We start from the raw sequence: 17,861 nt of genomic DNA, 5'->3' as shown, positions 1-17,861 counted from the left end.
CTAGCAAGGAGGGCTATTTTTTTAGATGCGTCCTGCTTTTAAAGATTTCTTCCACTTCCTGCATCAATTTTCCTGTCGGCACCATCCCAGTTTCTGTTCGGACGTGGTCCTTCAAGTCCTGAGCCTTATCACCCAGCATCAGATTGATAACGGTTGGCAAGACAGCAGGATTCTTATCCACTTCTGCCACTGCTTCCAGCAGTTCATAGTTATCCAATCGTTCCTGCGTGATTTCAAAGGCAAAACCAGTTGAAGTTTTCCCCTTAAATGCTTTTCCTTGCATGCCGTGATTTCGTTTGTTACGTTTGCGTTTTGCCATTTATTAAACCCCCTTGATATATTCGTAGTGAGTATTCCCGCTCTTATCCGGAAAAGCTGTGATGGTTGTTTGATAGCCAACAACCTCTCCGTCTTTATAAGTGATGTCCCCAACTTCAGTGACCTTTCCAGACGGAATCACGATGCGTTTGAGAGCGCCGTTTTTCAAGACCATTTCAACAACTAGACAATGATTTTCTAACTCTTTTGAATTAGCTGTGATGCTAATACCAGTTGCAAGATCTCCTGAAACATTTTCAGACCCATAAACCTCTTTCAGAACATCAATATTGAGCCCCTCAATCAAGGCATAGACGAACGTATCCTTCTTCTCAGTTTGTGAGGAGTTGACAATAGCTCCTCCCCACGCCTTAATATCTTCTGATTCAGGCGAGTTGCTATTTGTCACCCCATCTTCCGAGATGTACCCTAAAGACTTAAAAGCAGCCTCTAGCTTACTTGTTGCATCGACTGGCAACTTTGTGCCAAGCGGTGCCGAATGTACCGCTCCACCAACTTTCGGTTTCGCAGTTGTTACATTAGCTTCTAATGACATTGCAGTGTCTCCTTTAATAATAGTTAATGTCAAATACCGCCTGATAGCGATATTGTTTAGTTTCTGTGTCCGTAAAGTTGTAGTCACTGTTCAAGTGGACACCGCTGATTGAGTCCAGCTCAATCAATCCTTTCACAGCCTGTTTCACTTTGACATTGAGCTCAGCAGCCTTCTGCATGCTTGGAGCGTAGCTCTGAAAGGCAAAAGTCGCACTTCCAGAATGATTTCGCTCACTGCTACCAGTCTTCTCAATGATGACGAAACTGGCTGGCACCTTTGTTTCATGCTCAAAAAATGACGGTACATCTAAATGACCGTCAAGATATTTCTTGATAATAATTTCAATCATTTAGCGCACCTCCTTCAGCAAAGTATTATTTCGTAGATTATCTTTCTTAGCTTGATAGGTTTTGGGATAGACCATCGCATTTGCCCGCGTCTTCCCGACATGACTGTCCTGCTCATAGCCTGGGCCACATCTGCTACGGATTTTAGTAGCTTCCTGATTTAGTAGATTTTGGATTTCCCTTGACTTCAGCAAAGCACCAACTCCAGCACCATTTAGCTTGACTTTGGTATTACTCATACATTTCAACCATCACTTTCTTGTTCCATTCCAAAGGCATCATTGATTCAATGCCTTCTAAAGGAATACCAATCGTGCGCCATTTGTGCCCAAAAAAACGAACCTCACGGTCTTTCCACTCATTCTGATCGCCTTTTGGGATACCCAACGTATAATCTGCCTTTTTCCCAGTCAAATTGAGCTGATTCGTGACATCTTCTGTTGAAGCTGGAACAACTAGAACATTATCTACTTGAATTTCGGTATTCTCATAGATAGGATGCCCAAAGTCATCCCTACCAGTCTTTACCTTACCAATCAAGGTAACTGGTATTCCCTTAATCCGTCCCATAGATCTCCATCACCCCAAATCTTTGCTTCTTTAGTCCCAAGCGTTTGAGCTCCGAATCCTTGATAAAGAGACCCCCGCCAGGCACCAAATAGGAACCACTCACCGAGTAGCCCAAGGCACTCTCAGCAAACTGGGTCATCGGTTCCTGCTCAGTAGAGGTCATCAAGGTACGAGCTACCACATCAACTGTGACAGACTTGACCACACTGGCAAAAGACGAATCCTCAGCCACAAGCACATCCAAGTCTTTTCTAACCTTCTTAGCTTCGACACGCAGAGAGTCAGAGACAATTTTCAACAGAGCCTCTGCTCGCTTGCGTTCGTCTGATTTTAAAAGACGCCACAAAGTTTGCAGGTCTTCAACTGTTGCAAAGTCTCCCATTTAGCCTACTCCTTATGCGCTTCCAGCAAAGCCAGTAATTCTGCTTTTTTAGCTTTATCACTGTACTCAATCCCAAGCTCATCTAGCTTAGACTTGAGCTCTGGCACAGTCCATTTTTCTGGATCATCCACTTGTCCTTCTTGTGACTTTGCAAATTCAGCAGCTGGAATCCAGTCGCCCCCAGAAATTTCTGAACTAGTATTGATTGTCGCACCAGTCTTTTTGTTTACATACTCAGCCATGATTAACCTCCAGTTTTCACGATACGAGCAAAGCTTTTAGGATCCAAAATTCCCCATCCAAGATAAATTTCGGCACGAAGGTAAATTTGGTTATAACCTTTCAAGTCTTTCCCAGAATTGTCTGGATCACCATATCGAATAACTTCGAGTGGAATTTGTTTCGCATAGCCCCATTTAACCATGTTTGCAAAGTCACCAACAATAGCAACATCCTTGTTGGTTCCAACATTAAGACCAACTGTTGTATTTACATCTACAGGTAGACCGTTAATAGCACCTGGATTTGCTCCCCATGCCAATTCAGGATAAAGCCGTTCATTTGCTGCATTTTTCATGCTGGCAAGTGCGCTTGAAAATGTAGTATCAATAGCCATACCGCTCACGATATTATCTGCTCCTTGAATCATTTTCACAGCATCTTCAACATTTGCATCTGGATCATTGGCTGTAAAAGTAACAGTTTGAGTAACGGCTTTATCAAAACAGTTATCTCCGATAACCGCAGACTCTTGTTTCGTACGTGGATTGACTCCATGAAATGACATCAAATCAACACCACGAGCTACCTTAACGGCAAAGCCTTCGTTAAATGATTTTAACGTGTCAATTTTAGCTTCTTCTGATGCGTAGATAAATTCATCAGATACACGAGCACCATACTCAATTTTAATTGGCACAATAGTGACTGGTTCTAAGCTGACACCACCATGGGTTTTTTTCCCATTTTCAGCAACAATGTCGACATCAGAATCCAATGAGAATGTAAATTCCCGTAATCCATTAAACGGGATAACTTGTTGATTAGACAATTTCGCTAGTGAGCTGTGACCCTTAACTTTGTTGATGAGGTCTGTCACAAGCATTGGGTCAAATAATGTTCCTTTTGATAGTTGATCTGCCATATGATTTCTCCTTTATTCTTCAAAAACTAAACCTTGTACTAGGTTTTTATAAGATGTATTTTCATTCTTTTCTAGAGCAGGCTCCGTATTCCTAATAGGAGCAACTGGTTGAGCACTTTTCATAAACCCAGCCAAGCGCTCTGCATCTGCTTTGAAGCTTGCTTCGTCAGTCCCCTGCAAACGATCTGCAAGGTCGTAAGGCAGTCCATGTTGCAAAGCAATCCGAGTTCGCAGACTAGCCGTCTCATAACCAGCGATTTGCTTCTGCATGTCTTCAAGTTGCTTGTCAGCATCTGCCTTGCTTTGATTGTTAGCTTCGATTGTTGACTTCAAGCCAACATTTTCTGTTTCCAATTCTGTAACCCGAGATTTGAGCTGATCATAGTCGCTATACTTCGCTTTCTCACGAGATAAACGCTCCTTAATAGCAGCATCAAATTCTTCTTGTGTAGTGATTGGTTTAAATTCTGACATTCTCATGTCTCCTTTCTCCTGCTTTCCCGGCAGTTCGGTAATTTTTTGGCATCAAAAAAAGCAGTCACAAGACCGCTTATTTTAATAACTGATTTTTTGCTTTTTCTTAGGCTTAGTCGTAGCACAAGCCCAGTGCGCAAGCAAAGCGCTGTCCATCAAAGAAATATCCATATCGTCAAAGTGCGATCGATAGCCAAAGCCCCCATTTGAGCCAATATTCCGCTTGTTGCAGTTAGTAGCTACTTTTGATAGCGATGGCTGGCCAGCGTGACAGATGGTTTTCTGGTAGATACCCTGTTCCCAAAGAGCATTGGCCACGATGATTTCCTTCACTGTCGGCAGAATCACATTCTTGATTCTGTAGTCCTTCAACTCTTCGTCCAGGATCTTTTGACCACTTGCGCCATCTATGACAATCTGAGCTACATCAGCTTGTCTCAGAAAAGCAACCATCCACTCATTACCATTACGAACAGATTGACAGTCGACTGTCTCAACAAAGAAACGGCCATCCTTGGTCCTTGCAGCAATACTCAATGCCACGTTCGTTCCATCTTGACCGTACTTAATACCAACAGATAGCTTGCCAGACAATTCTGGGACATCATCCACCTTAAGCTCATTCCACTCCGTTTCAGAAATAGCAGATTTTTGGTTGTAAGTCGGCCAAAACCCCAAACGTTGGATATTATGGTCTAACTTATCCTCACCAAGCTCTGCCTCAATCTTCCGCTCGTTTAAGTGGTAGCCCATAGATGGATTGGAGTTGTACCATGCGTCTACATCGTCAATTTCCTTTTCGTCAGAAACCGACCACTCAGCCCAGCCAGAATACTTCCCTTTCCCGAAAAGACAAGTCTCACGGTACTTAGTAAAGACTGTTCCGCTCGATACAGGTGTCGGAGGCGTTCCACACATGATTGTGATAGGATTTGCACTATCCGTAACCGTGTATTTCAAAGCAGATTCCTGTTCAGTCGTGTACTCTTGAGCCTCGTCAATGATCAGCATATCAAAACCTTCACCAAGACCACCATTTGATGTTCTAGTACGAAATTGGATAACACCACCTGTTGAATAAAGTTCAATCCGCTCCTGCCCCTTCGCCCGAATAGAATTAAAATCTTCTCCATCCACATACCCCATCTTTTCAAGGTACCTCTTGACCTTTTCAAAAGAGGCATGAGAGGTAGAAATCCGGTGAGACGTATGTAGGATATTTAATCCTTCATGTAGCCCCCAAATTTCACCAATATATAGGAGTTCAGTTTTACCATTACGACGAGGGATAGAGTAGCCAAACTTTTGGTGCACCCAAAGACCGTTCTTGTCAACAGCCATCATAGGTAGCAAAAGATTCTTCTGCCAAGCATAGCAAGAAAGACCTGTCCGTTCGTAATGTTCAATCGCTTCTTTAGCTTTTGAATTTTTCTTGACGTATTTTAAAATCACCGATTGAGTAGGATTCTGATTGCCAAGTTTCTTCCTCGCCATTCCACATTCCTTTCAATCGTCATCGCATGATAACCCTGTCGCTGGGAGATATTCGGATCACCTCCTAATCTTTAATAGCTCGGTTTGAAACTTTAGTGTATACATCTACGTAAGTCTCTTTCTTGTCTCCGTTGTGCGTTATTTCTGCATAATCGCCACATTTTTCACCAGACTTGATTTGATTAGTACTAACAAGAGCCTTCCAATTTTGCAAAGTTTTGCTAAACCAAACTACAAAGCAGTCTTCTTCTTTGATTTCACGACCTGCTAAGCGTGAAAATTCTTGCGATGCCAATTGTTTTGCTTTTTTTAACATTTTTTATTCCTTTCTGAACATAAAGAAAACCGTATGGAAAGCCAAACGGTTTATATTGATTTATAGCAATAGAATTATAAATACCTCACACAGAACCTCCTTTCAATTTTTCAAAAAGAAAAGCACCCTTACGAGTGCTTCAAAATTCTTACTTTCGGTCTGAGAAAAAATTAGCCCAAAATGGATTTTCTTTATCAAAAATCTCAACCTCTTCCGAGGTCATATTATGGGGATAATCTTCAAAAAGGTTATAAAACTTTTTCTTATCGAATGAGATCAGCATCAAGCCTCTAGCAAACCATGCTGTATCAACCCACCAAGTTTTATCACCATCATTTTCTTTGTAGCAATATTCGGACCAATTCACTTCTTCATATTCATCTTTCATGACCCTCGGCCCCTTTCATTTGTTGAGAATCTGCTGTATTGATAAAACTCAATATCTTGTGAAATTCAGGGTTTTCTTTCAATGAGTTCACATCAATAAGATAGCTATTCACATCATATTTTCTCCCAGCTACACTGTGAGACTTTTGACCTTTGAACCTTTCCTTAAGAACCATACCATTGAACGGTTTAAAACCATTTAATGTCCTTGATTGGAGTTCTAAGTACTCAAAGCGGCCTTCATTTTTCCTTATGATAGCTGCATGCCTGCCTGCTGCTAAGTAATATTCATTTCCACTTTCTACTTTTTCCAGCAATTCCCTCACTGCATTAAAGTCGTTTGTGTTTTTGACTACATGCATTTTAACTCCTGGAAGACTTCCAATCATTTTAATCCTGCTATCTCTGGAAAAGAAGTCACAGCTTTTACCACCTCTGAAGTCTAAAACAGTATATCCTGCCCTATTTCCTATGTAGGCAAATGCAGCTGACGAACACGACCCTCTCGTCATATCTCCACCAGCAACAGCTTTTATAATTTGTTCTTCAGTCAATCTTATCCGGCTCTTTTTAATAGGATTCGAAGAAATTCCAGCCTGAAGTGCGAGCTTTCTCACTTCGCTCATTCGAGAATTTTTATTTATATTCTTCCTTGTCTCTATCTTATCACTTTCATCTTTTTTTCGCCAAATTTTATTCCAAACATCCTTAACTTTCCCGCTTTTTGGATCATAGTCTACGGTACAACGGCAATGCTGATGTCTCCTATAAACATCCTTGGGAACTCTTGGATATTTATAGTTTCCTTGAACTTCTTGGCACCACTCACAACAATGAAAATACGATTTTCTGACAATCTCAGGTTGCAATCCTGCCTTGTGATGAAACTCCGCATTCTTACGAATGCTATCATCAATAATGGACTGAGTGAAGTTCACAATAGGTTCACCAAGCAACCAACTGACATCTTCAAAATTTTCCTCAGACGAAAAGCGATTCACAATGCCAGCGATTCGATCCTGATTCAATTCAGGGACTTGCACTTTCAGACCGATTTTTGCTTCATCATTCAAATTCTTCTGAACTTGCTGAGCATAGCCACTTATTAGCTCGAAATTCCGCCCTAGCGTCTCCGTCAGCAGCCTTTTAGCGATATTGTAATACATTTTACCGTCTGGCAGATTAGAGGAACTTACAGATCCTCTCAGAGCTTTAGAAAGAATCTCCCCTAATTCGATGGCATACTCATTCGCATCCAGATAACCAGCTGACTTAGTTTGTAATTTTGACAAGAGAGACTTCAGCACTTCACTATCAAGCCTTGCCTCCTCAAATTCCGTCTGAATTTTCGTCAATAAGTCCGGCACGATATCCTTAACCATCATTTACCTCTTTCTCAATCGGGGCAGGATTCTCAGCACCCTTGATACCTGTCAAGTCTCGGATAGTTTCACCATCCACATATCCAGGCACAGCCTGATTGAGCTTGATAGCACCATCCCCAATCATCGTCAGCATGTTTGCATCCGCTTCAAATAACGGCTCCCACTTCACTTTCGTTTTCACAAATTGACTACGAGCATACTGGAAATCATCTTGCAAACAAGTAGCCACATAAGCCACATTCAGGAAACCTGCTCCTAGAGACCGCTGAGCCTTCCGACCAGCCAAGCGCAAATTCTCATGACTCGCCTTGATAGCTTCTACAGATGATGGATTGTCAGACACAAAGCCTAAATCATCCAAAGTCAAGCCCATTTCACCAGCAAAGCCAGCAGCAGCCGTCCTCAGTTGCTCCGTAAAAGGCGACATGCTAGCAGTGCTAAACTGGCCAACGTTTGGCTTTTCCCCATTGTCACTAGCAGAAATCGTCAATAGGCTTGATACTGTCGCTTGCCATTTTTCCAATGGCTCTGCATCAGGATCTAGCCCCAGAATATACTTTTGCGGCCATGAGTAAAACTCTGCCGTAATATCCGCCCGCTCTAAAGTACGCTTAGCATATTTCTGATAATACATGCCAGCTCTCGTGATACGACTACGACCAAACGGTCTTACCGCATCAGGACGATGGATCACAGGAACCAACAGGGGAATATTCGTCGGATTGCTGATTGAGTAGGGATCACCATCCTTCGGAATGAAATGCGTTGCATTTGGCTCAAAGTAAGCTTCTAAAGTTGCCTGACCATAATCATCCCGAGCCAGCACCGCATAACCTTCCACAAGCAATCCAGTGATAGGATCAATCACCCCAGTCGCATTGCTAGCCTCGATCACCTGCAACCGCACCTCATCATCTTCGCCTTTTGAAATATAGATGAAGCAACACGAACCAATCAGCGCAGCAAGAATAGCACTATCAAAAAAGATATCCGGATTGTTTCTATCAAAAATTTTCGTAGCATCAAAGATGTCATTGACAAATTCCCGAAAAACCAGACGATCAGCAAGACTATCCACACCTTTAGCAGTCCACCCCAAAGTCGCCCTGTACTGCGCTCGAACATTCAGAGGAATGGTGATTCCTATTGGCGCATCGTAATTCTGCATAGCATAATGCTTGTACCTCAGATTGACCCTTGATCTGCAAGATTCAAGTTTCCTCCTCAGATAATCAATTCCTCTTAATTCCAAATCATCCTCCTTCTATTTCTAAGTTTTGGCGCGAGAAAAAATGTACAGTGACGGCGTGAAGCCCCGCTGAGCCTTGGGGGAGGGTACTACCCCCCTATCTGCCAGATAGACCTTTTCGCGCTTTGAACATTATTTTTTATTTTGAACAGTATCGTAGAACACCGTTAACCTTAGTTTAATCATCATTGTTGTTTTTTTAAAAATGCAACCCTTTAGCCTCTGTACTTGGTCCAGTCCATCGACTGTGGCAGGTTTCTATTGCCAACCACAGTCGCGTTGGCTGACCTATCATCTGCATACAGCTTATCAGACTTCTGCCTATTGCATTGCCAGTGAGCCAGCTGTAGATTATTGATATCTGATGGATGCCCATTTCTGTTGATTGGGATGATGTGGTCAATGACCGGACTTAGCGGATGCGGGTACTTCAAGGATTTATCAACGGGTAGCCCACAAATCCCACAAGTATTTCTGGTTTTAAGTATGATGTTCTTGTTTTTTTCAAACGCAACACGGTGGGGGCCGTTTCTATCAGGTCGGGGGAGGTTCATCTTGGGCCTTCCTTTTTTTATGATTGGGAGGGAGGTTTTCAAGACCTCTCCGGTTGTTTTGGGGAGGGGGTATTTTCTGTACTTGAACCCCTCCCGTATTTAACATATCTTATATTCTGTTAAATTCAATCAAATATCCCTAGAGTCAGATTCTTCAAGGATTCAGCATTGTTTTTTAAAAACTGAATTTCCAAATTCTCAATATGTTAAATATAAGATGATTTAATACTTAAATTTAAGCATCACATCATCTATCTCATCCTGCTCGTAGCCAATATAATCGAGCGTTTGTCTCTGCGTGGAATGATTAAATATTTTCATCAGCATGACTAGATTTCCTTCTTGTTTATAGAAATGGTACCCAAAAGTCTTACGCATTGAATGCGTTCCGATTTTGTTAAGACCGATATGCAAAGCAGCATCTTTGAATATCAAGTAAGCAGCTTCTCTACTTATGTGATGGATTCTTGCGCCTGGCATGCTGCCAGATTTTGACCGTTTTTTCTTTCGACTTGGGAAAAGGAAATCGTAGCTTTTTAAATCATTTTCTCTGATATACTCATCCAGTGCCTTTCTTAGCTGGTCATTTATAGGAAATCTTTTTCTTTTTCTTGTCTTTTTCTCATAAATATCAATGTGGTCACTAACCACATGCTTGACTTGTAGCGGGATGATGTCACTAATTCGCAATCCAGAATACAAGCCACACATGATCAGTATATAGTTACGCTCGCTTTTAGAACGTAGATAATCTTTCATGCGTTCGATATCATCGACTTCTCGAATTGGATCAACTTTTTTCACGACATCACCTCCAAACCACAAGAAAAGGCAGGGTGTGCCTGCCTTCGTCTATTATTCGATAGTACCATTTTAGCACATTGAAATTGGTATTTACTCTTGATTTACTCCGTTTTTACTCCAGAATAGCGACTTGCTCACCGTTCCGATAGAGTTCGGCAAATGCTAATAGAGCTTTGTCAAGAATTTCGTAATACGAGCTCTCTGAGATTGCAAGCTCGTTGTATATTGTCTCATCTTTCTTTCGATGCCAGACTAAGTACTTCTCATATATGATCCTGCGATAGTAAGGATCGTGTAGCTCGCTGACTGCCTGCTCAATCGCATCCAGCTCCATCTCTGCGTCTACTTTTCTGATAGCCAGCTTCTCAACCTGACTAGTCGTGTCACTTCCAGGATTTCGAGGCATGAAAGAGTATGTAGTCGTCACCTTTTGACTATTTTTGTCATTGGCCACACGACGCCAGCGAGGATAGCCTTTCAAAATTTTCTTGGCATTTTCTTTCGTTTTTGCTTCATTGATTTCTGGGAAAAAAGGCATCTCTCACCTCATTTCTATATATTTTCATCTTTCAAGGCTCATCAAAACTTTTGAAAAACGTTGCTAGACCATCGAAAATAGAAGCAAGTGTTCTAGCTAAATTCTTGAATCCTTCCCTAATGGTTCTCACAAGATCTTCAAGTTCTTCAGGACTTAGCTCAGCTGCTTCTTGAGCTAACCTTTCTTGCTCACGTTGTAAGGCCTGTTTAGCTTTCTTCTTTTTGATTCTTTTGTTCATTTTTGAAAATTACCCTCCATCCACTAACTAAAATAGCCAATAATAGAACCATCAAGCTCGCTATGATAATCATAGCTCCTAAAATTTTGATAATTTCAAACAATATCATTTCCCACCTCTACATGGATTTTTCATCACATTTTCCTTAAAATCTTCAATCTCAGATTTGACCTTGTCCAGAAGATTTCGCTCAACCATCAAGTCGTGTTCATCCGCACCTTCACGCTGAACATAATACTGCAAAGCATGTTTCACAATCTGCATGTGTTTATATTTTAGATACATCCTCTTGATCTCCATCTCCTCGTGTTTGCTCTCTTAGCCATAGCAGAGCGAGCCATTTCATCCCAGACATAATCTGCATTTTCTAGCATGAGGTCCACGCATTTGTCCTTCAGGGCTTCGATGGTAGCTTGGTCTTCTTCCTTTTCTCGATAACAAGCTACCAACTCCTTTTTTAGTTCCGTTATTTCCTCTGCATAGCGATCTTCAGGGTCGATAGAGCGATTATCAAAGGTAATCGTATCAACTGGATTGTAAATCATCTCCTGCAACACCATCTCAACATTATCGATGATGAGGTGCTCTTCTCTTGAGTACGCATGAGGAGTACGAACCAAATCGTTAACACATATTGGATAAGGTATCGTATAACCTAATTTCTGCGCCATTCCAAAGGTGTTTTCTGCCATTCTGTGATTGGCAACTAAAATCCTATTGCCTGTCGAATGGCTTTCTAATATTGCCATTGTGGTTTTACCAAGGCAACGGCCGAAGCCGATAAGTTTAGTCATCTAGTACCTCCATATCAAAACCACTATCAATAAATCTATAGGTCAACTCTGGATTAATTCCATTGCCTAATTTTTGATAGATATCGTAAATTTGGCTTGGATCAAACCTTTTTCCAAGATATTTTCCTAGCAACTCCGAGTTTTCCAAATGAAATAAACGGTTTAATTTTTGGTATTTGAACGGGTTAGTTTTTGCAAAATCTCTGCTACACCACATAAATAGTTTTGTGATAATGTCACGTCTTGAGCTAACTCCTTTTAAACTAAAATACGTGTTAGTTTTAGGAATGAGAATAACTTCAAGATTTCTATTGATGTACGACTCGGGAAAATAAGCCAACAATTTTTGTAATTCATTAAAAAGTTCTTCGTTCATTCTTCTTTCTCTCCTTTAAAACGGCAGATCATCATCTGAGATGTCCATCGGATTATTATTGCCAAAATCTGGTGGCATCTGCTCGTCGATGCTGCTATGATTAGCAGATTTGTTACGACTCTCCAGAAGCTGGAAGTTGTCTGCAACGACTTCTGTGACATAGACACGCTGGCCTTGCTGATTGTCGTAGTTACGAGTCTGAATGCGGCCAGTAATACCAATCAGAGCGCCTTTTTTAGCCCAATTTGCAAGATTTTCTGCCTGCTGACGCCAGATGACAACATTGATAAAGTCTGCTTCTCGCTCGCCACTTTGATTTTTAAAGTTACGATTGACAGCTAGAGTAAAGGTTGCGACCGCTTGGTTCTGCGGTGTATAGCGAAGTTCAGCATCACGGGTCATACGACCCACAAGTACAACGTTATTGATCATTTGATGCCTCCAAAACTCTAAACTTGCTTATAAACTCGCTACAAAAAGATTTCCATTCGGATTCTTTGAAGGCCATGAATTTATCTGCTGTTAATTCTTCAAGTTTTTTATAACAGACATGTTGATCGCATGAGTTCGATTTCGTCTACCGTGCGCATAAATGTAATAGCATCACCGATAAAATCCAACTGACCATTATCAAAATGAATCTCGTGAACATCAATCATTTCATTGTCGTTTTTTAGCCACGCTCTAAATTTCGGAATCATCTTGCACCTCCTCTGAAATTATTAGCAATATTTTGTACCTCTGTGTCAATTAATTTATGTCTGTAATTTAACAATGGACTCATGAGGTCGTTTCTCACAGCAGGCCTCAAAATGATTTCATCTGCTTTTAAAAATCTTTTATCGTTGATTTTTATTTTTACATCATACCCATTTGCAATGTGTTCAAGGTCGTTGTTAGACAAGAAAATTTCAAATGTACTCATTCATCCACCTCCTTGACTTCCACACCCGCGCAAGAGAAAATCCAGCCGAAACCAGCTTCTTCCAGCTCTTTGCGGGTGTGGTTTCTGCTCTGTGTGAAAAGGTTATGATAAAAATGATATTCGTTATTGCTTGTTTTCACCAAGTAATCATCTATGTTCTTTAATCTAACTTCATAGCGCTTTCCTCGCTCAACCTCATATCCATCAAGCCAAGCGCGAGCGACTTTGTCGTAAGCATTCTGTTCATTCAGCAACCACTCACTGTATTGTTTATTAAAGTTCTTCTCTCTGAGCGCATCATATAACGTAGCGTTCTGCCCTTTGTAATACTCAATAATCTCCGCCACAAACTGCGGGATTTTGACTTTTTCGGGTTCGTCTAGTTGTTTCACTAGATTTAAGACTTCGTTTCTTTCGGTGTAGTCTCTTGAACCAAATGCAAACAACTGTTCAATTCTTTTTATCAATTCCTGCTTATTCATCTTCCTGTTGCTCTCAAATAATCAGGGATTTCATCCCCTACTTCCAAAGCTTCATACTGTTCCTCAGTCACAAGAAACTTGCCGTAAGGTCCAGCGGTCACAGTATAGCGACCGTCGATAACCTCTTTTCCTGTGATTCTGCCGTGCATTTCTGCACCAGCATTATCCGCCCTATGTATTGTGATAAGCTTTCTAGATTCAAGTTGTTCGACTCGCTCATTAAGTTTGTTGATTCTGATGATTGCCGCTAGCAAAATCGCTATCAAAACGACAATGCTGAAAATGTAAATACTGTGTTCTCTCATGTCAAATCCTCTTCTTTAAAAATTCTTTATACACTTTCTCAAAAATCTCGATCACAAGTTTTTTAGGTATATTAGACCTCTCATTGTATGATTTCGAGAAATTCTTCCACTCAATATCCTGCTTGATAATTTTATTTTTTAAATTAAGTTCAATATTGCTTCCGAAAATTGTCCGTTTTTGTAAAGGGTAGTCATAATTATTGTATCTAGCTAGGTTTTTGTATGGAATTTTGAATCCAATAATATCCTCAATGTAGGGCCACAGTCTGTCAGCTGCTGGATTCTCAATAACCCAAAATTGTGGACTATATCTTTTTATGATTTCTATTGTGTTGAAAGCTGTTAGCTCCCCATTGATCCTTTTAAGAAACTGCCTGTCATACTGATAATTTATATAGGCTGACTCGTAATCCTGATTTCCCCTAATTGTGAAGGGTGAAGGTCTTACTTGTGGAGCGAATAAGCTATCAGAAACATCATTGCGTTTCCAACACGCATTCCCATTTTCCATGGCAGAAGCATTTGACCAGGACTCGCATGGTGGACTAGCAATAATCAAGTCAGGTTTTGGCAATTTGTCTAATTCACCAAAGAGCGTATTGTCACCAAATAAACGGCCATAGTCTGCCAAATCCAAATTGATAAAGTGATTGTTCTTGTTTTCTACATCTTTCCCGATCGGATAGATGTCAATGTTCGCCCCCCCTGAACGATTCAATGTTTTCACACCTTTAAGATACGAACCATTTCCACTATCAAAAAGAGCCCAAACTACCATCTCTCTGATAATCAATACCTCCTATCCTTCATCCTGCTAGGATAAACAAAGCACCTACCTGTTGCTCCCTCAAAGATACGACTTGATAGAGCACCATTCCCAAAATCATCCGCATACAAGGCCTTGATTTCTTCGCTGGACAAGTTAGTGTTAATGATCGTGTTACTACGATTATCCAAAATCTCGTAGAGAACCCTATGCACCCACTCATTGCTACGAGCGTCAGCCTTGCGACTCTCTTTTCCTAGATCGTCAAGAAATAGAAAGTCAACATCTGTCAGCAGCTTTATCATCTTAGACTCAGAGTAGCCATTGTCGATCTTGAAACTCTCTTTGATTAAGCTAAAGAGCTTCACCACCGACACGAAAAGCACGCTTTTGGGCTCATCATAAGACTTAAACTGCTCATTGAGATAAGCAGCCAAGCCGTAAGTCAAATGGCTCTTCCCTACGCCAGACGGGCCAGTGATGATCGCATTGCCAGTCTCACCTTTCGCATAACTACGTTCCAACCTCTTTACGAAATTCACGGCTTCCTGATCAATATCGCTAGTGATTTCATAATTTCGCAAAGTCTTATCTCGTAGTTTGTCTGAGATTATGCTGTCTCTCTCAAAAACAGCATAAGTATCAGCTAGCTTGCTTTGAACCTCAGATGTTTCATTTAGCTTTTTTTCAAAAAGGCTAATCGCAGCCTTGGTGCACTCAGGACACTGCTTGATTTCTTCAAGCCGTCCTTTGATTGGGATTTTGGTTAGCCAGAGCTGGCAACCATGTACTTCGCAAGTCTCATCTAAGACCTGCCTCGCTTCAAAATTTTTAAAATAATCCATCAAAAACCTAACCTTTCGTCAACTGCTGATTGAAACAACTGACCCTTTCGAGGCATAGACTGGTTTAAATAATTGTCCATCTTATTGCCGAAAAGCGTTTGTGGTTGCAGATACTGCTCATATTTTGTAAATTTCCATTTAGCATACATCACATCTACTACGTACTTAAAATCTTCCAGTTTGTAGCCCTCGTTCAATCGAGCTGTGATAAACTTCCGATGTGCTTTAGTCGTAGCTTTAAAATTCTTACCAGTCTTTTCATTAAGATAGTCCAGAATTTCCTTGAAAATCGACAATTTATTATTATCTATATCAGTCTTTATAATATCAGTCTTTATTGTTTGTACTTTCTGCGCTTCCTGAGCCGTATTTTCTACGGTTCTGGACGGTAATTTTTGCGGGTCAGGAGATTCTGCCTTGATAACGGTCGGACCGAGAATATAGAGCCGATTTGGTTTAGTTAATCCCTGTCGCTCCTCTTTCAAGAGACCAGCAGTCACAAGCTCTTTTTTAATCTTCGTGACCGTCTTCTCCGAACAACCCAGCTCCTCACAAAATTGACTAGTCGTAAAGTAGATAAATACTTGCCCATTTCGGTCATGCCATTCAGATTCTAGCGACAGATTCAAGCGATTGTAGAGCAGAGCGTACATGATCTTAGCATTGTTAGATAGCTGCTTGTACGGCTCTTTGAAAAGCCATTTAGGCAGTTGGAAATACTGATATTTCTCAACCTCATTTTTAAAATAAGTCTCAGCCATTCTTTACCTCCTCCACACTTGAAAATTTTGTGTATTCCTTGTGAAAATACAATTTCACCGTCCCTAGACTGCCGTGCCGATTTTTCTTAACAATCAGCTCCGTCAGATTGCTTTCTTCTTGGTCATCAGCATTGTCTTGATAGTACGCATCTCGATAGAGAAAAGCGACAATGTCAGCATCCTGCTCAATGCTCCCAGAATCCCTCAAATCGGACATGATAGGCCTCTTATCCTGTCGTTGCTCGACGCTTCGGCTAAGCTGTGACAGAGCAATCACTGGCACTTTCAACTCTTTAGCAATAATCTTCAACTGCTGGGAAATCTCGGAGACTTCCTGTTGCCGATTGTCAGTCTTTCGTCCTGTGATCAGCTGCAAGTAGTCAATCACAATCAGACCTAAACCACTCGTTTCCTGAGCTAGTCTCCTCGCTCTCGCTCGAATGTCTGAAATCCTGATACCAGCCGAATCATCAATGAAAATCGGTGCTTCAGCCAGTCTGCTCTGAGCATAGACCAGCCGTTCCCATTCGTCTGTGGACAAAAAGCCCGTCCTGATATGATGATTTGGGATTGCCCCTTCTGCCGATAACATCCGCTCAACCAGACTCTCATCTCCCATTTCCAGAGAAAATATAGCCACTGGCTTTCCTGATTTAGTTGCCACATTTTGAGCAATGTTGAGAGCAAATGCCGTCTTACCCATCGCTGGCCGTGCTGCTAAAATGATGAGATTGTCCTCATGCAAACCAGTCGTCAGCTTGTCAAAGTCGGAAAATCCTGTCTCAATCCCAGTGATTTCACTGCTGCTATTTGACCGCTCTTCAATCTTTGTATGATTTTCCAAAAGCACGTCATGGATAGCCCTAAAGCTGCCCTTGTTGCTAGACTGGCTCACTTTGAGCAGTGACTGCTCAGTCTTAGCGATAATCTCATCAATGTCCATGTCCTCATCGTAAGCATTGCCGATAGAATCAGACAAGTTACCGATGATAGACCGTAACTGTGCTTTTTTAGCTACAATTTTTGCATAATACTCCGCATTAGCGCTAGTTGGTACAGCATTGATAATCTCAACTAAATAGCTGACATTCCCCACCAGATTTAGCTCATGATTAGCTTCCAGCATTGACTTGACCGTGACTATATCGATAGCCTCTCCACGATCAGCAAGACTCATCATAGCCTTAAAGAGTATCTTGTGAGCTGGTCTGTAGAAATCCTCTGGCTTGAGATGCTCAGTCACCTCAATCATCTTGTCAGGATTGATAAAGATTGAGCCAAGCACCGCCTGTTCAGATGCTAGATCATGAGGCAAAACCTTGATTTCATCCATGGCATCCACTCAAATCACCCCAATCCCGTAGCCCAGCAGGCTGCTTCTTTCTGGCTTCAGCTATCTGTTCAGCAGCCTCACAGAGTGCCTGCTCTTTAGCCCATAGCACGTACATAGCTTGCATATTAAGCAGCTCTTCCGCCTTCCGTTTCTTTTCAGCTTTTCGGCTATCAATGTAGCAAACTAGTACTCCGGTCCAAAAGAAAATGCTTAACATAAATATCGAGCCTAGTAATTCATTCATTCCACTGCACCTTCTCCCTTAGTACCCTATCCTCTTGCTCTAGATGGACGATTCGAATGATATTTCTCCGGATGCTGTCGCGGCTATCATTTATCTGGGATTGCAAATCTTTCAGATGATGCTCTCGCTCAATATTTGTCTTGATTAAAATTGTAACCAGGAGCATAAAGACACAAAAGATTGTAAACAATCCCAATTGAAGATTAGCGATTGTGTCTCTCATCGCTCTGTTTTTAAATTCTAGATTTTCTAACTCTTTTTTTAATGCCATATT

32 protein-coding genes are annotated in these 17,861 nt (G+C 41.3%); all 32 read right to left on the bottom strand.

All coding sequences use genetic code 11. The features are described 5' to 3' along the window. Positions 1-13 precede the first annotated feature (13 nt). The 32 genes from FZ952_RS03310 to FZ952_RS03160 all read right to left on the bottom strand — a co-directional run bounded on the left by FZ952_RS03310 (position 14) and on the right by FZ952_RS03160 (position 17,858). On the bottom strand, positions 14-319 hold the full coding sequence (locus FZ952_RS03310) for a hypothetical protein (RefSeq protein ID WP_148880594.1): 306 nt from the start codon (positions 317-319) through the stop codon (positions 14-16). A 3-nt stretch (positions 320-322) separates the two neighbouring features. After that, positions 323-874, bottom strand: coding sequence for a phage tail protein (locus tag FZ952_RS03305; protein WP_148880593.1), 552 nt, complete (start codon positions 872-874; stop codon positions 323-325). A 13-nt stretch (positions 875-887) separates the two neighbouring features. Next, the gene (locus FZ952_RS03300) at positions 888-1,223 is read right to left on the bottom strand and encodes a hypothetical protein (RefSeq protein ID WP_148880592.1); all 336 of its coding nucleotides are present in this window, start codon (positions 1,221-1,223) and stop codon (positions 888-890) included. Further along, positions 1,224-1,460 carry a hypothetical protein gene (locus FZ952_RS03295; protein ID WP_148880591.1) on the bottom strand — a complete coding sequence of 79 codons (237 nt, stop codon included), beginning with the start codon at positions 1,458-1,460 and terminating at the stop codon, positions 1,224-1,226. It lies immediately after the preceding gene. Next, the gene (locus FZ952_RS03290) at positions 1,453-1,791 is read right to left on the bottom strand and encodes a hypothetical protein (RefSeq protein WP_148880590.1); all 339 of its coding nucleotides are present in this window, start codon (positions 1,789-1,791) and stop codon (positions 1,453-1,455) included. The genes FZ952_RS03295 and FZ952_RS03290 overlap by 8 nt, the downstream gene beginning before the upstream one ends. Beyond that, complete coding sequence (locus FZ952_RS03285; RefSeq protein ID WP_148880589.1) at positions 1,778-2,173, bottom strand: phage Gp19/Gp15/Gp42 family protein; 396 nt, start codon at positions 2,171-2,173, stop codon at positions 1,778-1,780. The genes FZ952_RS03290 and FZ952_RS03285 overlap by 14 nt, the downstream gene beginning before the upstream one ends. 5 nt (positions 2,174-2,178) lie before the next feature. Beyond that, on the bottom strand, positions 2,179-2,415 hold the full coding sequence (locus tag FZ952_RS03280) for a HeH/LEM domain-containing protein (protein ID WP_148880588.1): 237 nt from the start codon (positions 2,413-2,415) through the stop codon (positions 2,179-2,181). A gap of 2 nt (positions 2,416-2,417) precedes the next feature. Then, positions 2,418-3,317 carry a phage major capsid protein gene (locus FZ952_RS03275; RefSeq protein ID WP_148880587.1) on the bottom strand — a complete coding sequence of 300 codons (900 nt, stop codon included), beginning with the start codon at positions 3,315-3,317 and terminating at the stop codon, positions 2,418-2,420. Between the two features lie 12 nt (positions 3,318-3,329). Continuing rightward, a complete protein-coding gene (locus FZ952_RS03270; protein ID WP_148880586.1) occupies positions 3,330-3,791 on the bottom strand; it encodes a DUF4355 domain-containing protein in 462 nt (153 codons plus the stop codon). Positions 3,792-3,872: 81 nt separating this feature from the next. Further along, complete coding sequence (locus FZ952_RS03265; RefSeq protein WP_148880585.1) at positions 3,873-5,285, bottom strand: terminase; 1,413 nt, start codon at positions 5,283-5,285, stop codon at positions 3,873-3,875. A gap of 64 nt (positions 5,286-5,349) precedes the next feature. Continuing rightward, positions 5,350-5,601: a DUF6275 family protein gene (locus tag FZ952_RS03260; protein WP_070480017.1), complete on the bottom strand. Its 252-nt coding sequence runs from the start codon at positions 5,599-5,601 to the stop codon at positions 5,350-5,352. Positions 5,602-5,749: 148 nt separating this feature from the next. Next, complete coding sequence (locus FZ952_RS03255) at positions 5,750-5,989, bottom strand: hypothetical protein (RefSeq protein ID WP_148880584.1); 240 nt, start codon at positions 5,987-5,989, stop codon at positions 5,750-5,752. After that, positions 5,979-7,373 (bottom strand): hypothetical protein, encoded by a 1,395-nt coding sequence (locus FZ952_RS03250; RefSeq protein ID WP_262366322.1) that lies wholly within the window; start codon positions 7,371-7,373, stop codon positions 5,979-5,981. Before FZ952_RS03250 ends, FZ952_RS03255 begins: the two co-directional genes overlap by 11 nt. Beyond that, positions 7,363-8,625, bottom strand: coding sequence for a hypothetical protein (locus tag FZ952_RS03245; RefSeq protein ID WP_148880583.1), 1,263 nt, complete (start codon positions 8,623-8,625; stop codon positions 7,363-7,365). Before FZ952_RS03245 ends, FZ952_RS03250 begins: the two co-directional genes overlap by 11 nt. A gap of 212 nt (positions 8,626-8,837) precedes the next feature. Beyond that, positions 8,838-9,176: an HNH endonuclease gene (locus FZ952_RS03240; RefSeq protein WP_148880582.1), complete on the bottom strand. Its 339-nt coding sequence runs from the start codon at positions 9,174-9,176 to the stop codon at positions 8,838-8,840. 222 nt (positions 9,177-9,398) lie between these two features. After that, positions 9,399-9,980 carry a site-specific integrase gene (locus FZ952_RS03235; protein ID WP_148880581.1) on the bottom strand — a complete coding sequence of 194 codons (582 nt, stop codon included), beginning with the start codon at positions 9,978-9,980 and terminating at the stop codon, positions 9,399-9,401. Positions 9,981-10,092: 112 nt separating this feature from the next. Next, on the bottom strand, positions 10,093-10,518 hold the full coding sequence (locus FZ952_RS03230) for an ArpU family phage packaging/lysis transcriptional regulator (RefSeq protein WP_148880580.1): 426 nt from the start codon (positions 10,516-10,518) through the stop codon (positions 10,093-10,095). Between the two features lie 31 nt (positions 10,519-10,549). Next, positions 10,550-10,756 (bottom strand): hypothetical protein, encoded by a 207-nt coding sequence (locus FZ952_RS03225; RefSeq protein ID WP_148880579.1) that lies wholly within the window; start codon positions 10,754-10,756, stop codon positions 10,550-10,552. Between the two features lie 105 nt (positions 10,757-10,861). Continuing rightward, a complete protein-coding gene (locus tag FZ952_RS03220) occupies positions 10,862-11,041 on the bottom strand; it encodes a hypothetical protein (protein ID WP_039677506.1) in 180 nt (59 codons plus the stop codon). After that, positions 11,032-11,550: a hypothetical protein gene (locus FZ952_RS03215; RefSeq protein WP_148880578.1), complete on the bottom strand. Its 519-nt coding sequence runs from the start codon at positions 11,548-11,550 to the stop codon at positions 11,032-11,034. Before FZ952_RS03215 ends, FZ952_RS03220 begins: the two co-directional genes overlap by 10 nt. Then, positions 11,543-11,926: a hypothetical protein gene (locus FZ952_RS03210; RefSeq protein ID WP_148880577.1), complete on the bottom strand. Its 384-nt coding sequence runs from the start codon at positions 11,924-11,926 to the stop codon at positions 11,543-11,545. The genes FZ952_RS03215 and FZ952_RS03210 overlap by 8 nt, the downstream gene beginning before the upstream one ends. Positions 11,927-11,941: 15 nt before the next feature. Next, on the bottom strand, positions 11,942-12,358 hold the full coding sequence (ssb, locus tag FZ952_RS03205) for a single-stranded DNA-binding protein (RefSeq protein WP_148880576.1): 417 nt from the start codon (positions 12,356-12,358) through the stop codon (positions 11,942-11,944). 107 nt (positions 12,359-12,465) lie between these two features. Further along, positions 12,466-12,627 (bottom strand): hypothetical protein, encoded by a 162-nt coding sequence (locus FZ952_RS11555; protein ID WP_187423858.1) that lies wholly within the window; start codon positions 12,625-12,627, stop codon positions 12,466-12,468. Beyond that, on the bottom strand, positions 12,624-12,851 hold the full coding sequence (locus FZ952_RS03200) for a hypothetical protein (RefSeq protein ID WP_148880575.1): 228 nt from the start codon (positions 12,849-12,851) through the stop codon (positions 12,624-12,626). The genes FZ952_RS11555 and FZ952_RS03200 overlap by 4 nt, the downstream gene beginning before the upstream one ends. Continuing rightward, a complete protein-coding gene (locus tag FZ952_RS03195) occupies positions 12,848-13,333 on the bottom strand; it encodes a DUF1642 domain-containing protein (protein WP_148880574.1) in 486 nt (161 codons plus the stop codon). Before FZ952_RS03195 ends, FZ952_RS03200 begins: the two co-directional genes overlap by 4 nt. Continuing rightward, entirely contained in the window at positions 13,330-13,638 is a 309-nt protein-coding gene (locus FZ952_RS03190; protein ID WP_148880573.1) for a DUF1372 family protein, read from the bottom strand. Before FZ952_RS03190 ends, FZ952_RS03195 begins: the two co-directional genes overlap by 4 nt. Before the next feature lies 1 nt (position 13,639). After that, the gene (locus tag FZ952_RS03185; protein ID WP_187423861.1) at positions 13,640-14,416 is read right to left on the bottom strand and encodes a DNA methyltransferase; all 777 of its coding nucleotides are present in this window, start codon (positions 14,414-14,416) and stop codon (positions 13,640-13,642) included. An 11-nt stretch (positions 14,417-14,427) separates the two neighbouring features. Continuing rightward, positions 14,428-15,249, bottom strand: a complete 822-nt coding sequence (locus FZ952_RS03180; protein ID WP_148880571.1) for an ATP-binding protein — start codon at positions 15,247-15,249, stop codon at positions 14,428-14,430. Then, positions 15,249-16,010 carry a conserved phage C-terminal domain-containing protein gene (locus tag FZ952_RS03175; RefSeq protein ID WP_148880570.1) on the bottom strand — a complete coding sequence of 254 codons (762 nt, stop codon included), beginning with the start codon at positions 16,008-16,010 and terminating at the stop codon, positions 15,249-15,251. The genes FZ952_RS03180 and FZ952_RS03175 overlap by 1 nt, the downstream gene beginning before the upstream one ends. Next, the gene (gene dnaB, locus FZ952_RS03170; RefSeq protein ID WP_148880569.1) at positions 16,003-17,343 is read right to left on the bottom strand and encodes a replicative DNA helicase; all 1,341 of its coding nucleotides are present in this window, start codon (positions 17,341-17,343) and stop codon (positions 16,003-16,005) included. The genes FZ952_RS03175 and dnaB overlap by 8 nt, the downstream gene beginning before the upstream one ends. After that, complete coding sequence (locus tag FZ952_RS03165; RefSeq protein WP_148880568.1) at positions 17,336-17,587, bottom strand: hypothetical protein; 252 nt, start codon at positions 17,585-17,587, stop codon at positions 17,336-17,338. The genes dnaB and FZ952_RS03165 overlap by 8 nt, the downstream gene beginning before the upstream one ends. Then, positions 17,580-17,858: a hypothetical protein gene (locus FZ952_RS03160; protein ID WP_148880567.1), complete on the bottom strand. Its 279-nt coding sequence runs from the start codon at positions 17,856-17,858 to the stop codon at positions 17,580-17,582. Before FZ952_RS03160 ends, FZ952_RS03165 begins: the two co-directional genes overlap by 8 nt. Between the last annotated feature and the right edge of the window lie 3 nt (positions 17,859-17,861).

This window comes from Streptococcus sp. Marseille-P7376 (assembly GCF_902460385.1).
Taxonomy (GTDB): Bacteria; Bacillota; Bacilli; order Lactobacillales; family Streptococcaceae; genus Streptococcus; species Streptococcus sinensis.
The sequence above is the reverse complement of the archived record's forward strand: the minus strand, read 5'-3'. Positions and strand labels throughout refer to the sequence as shown.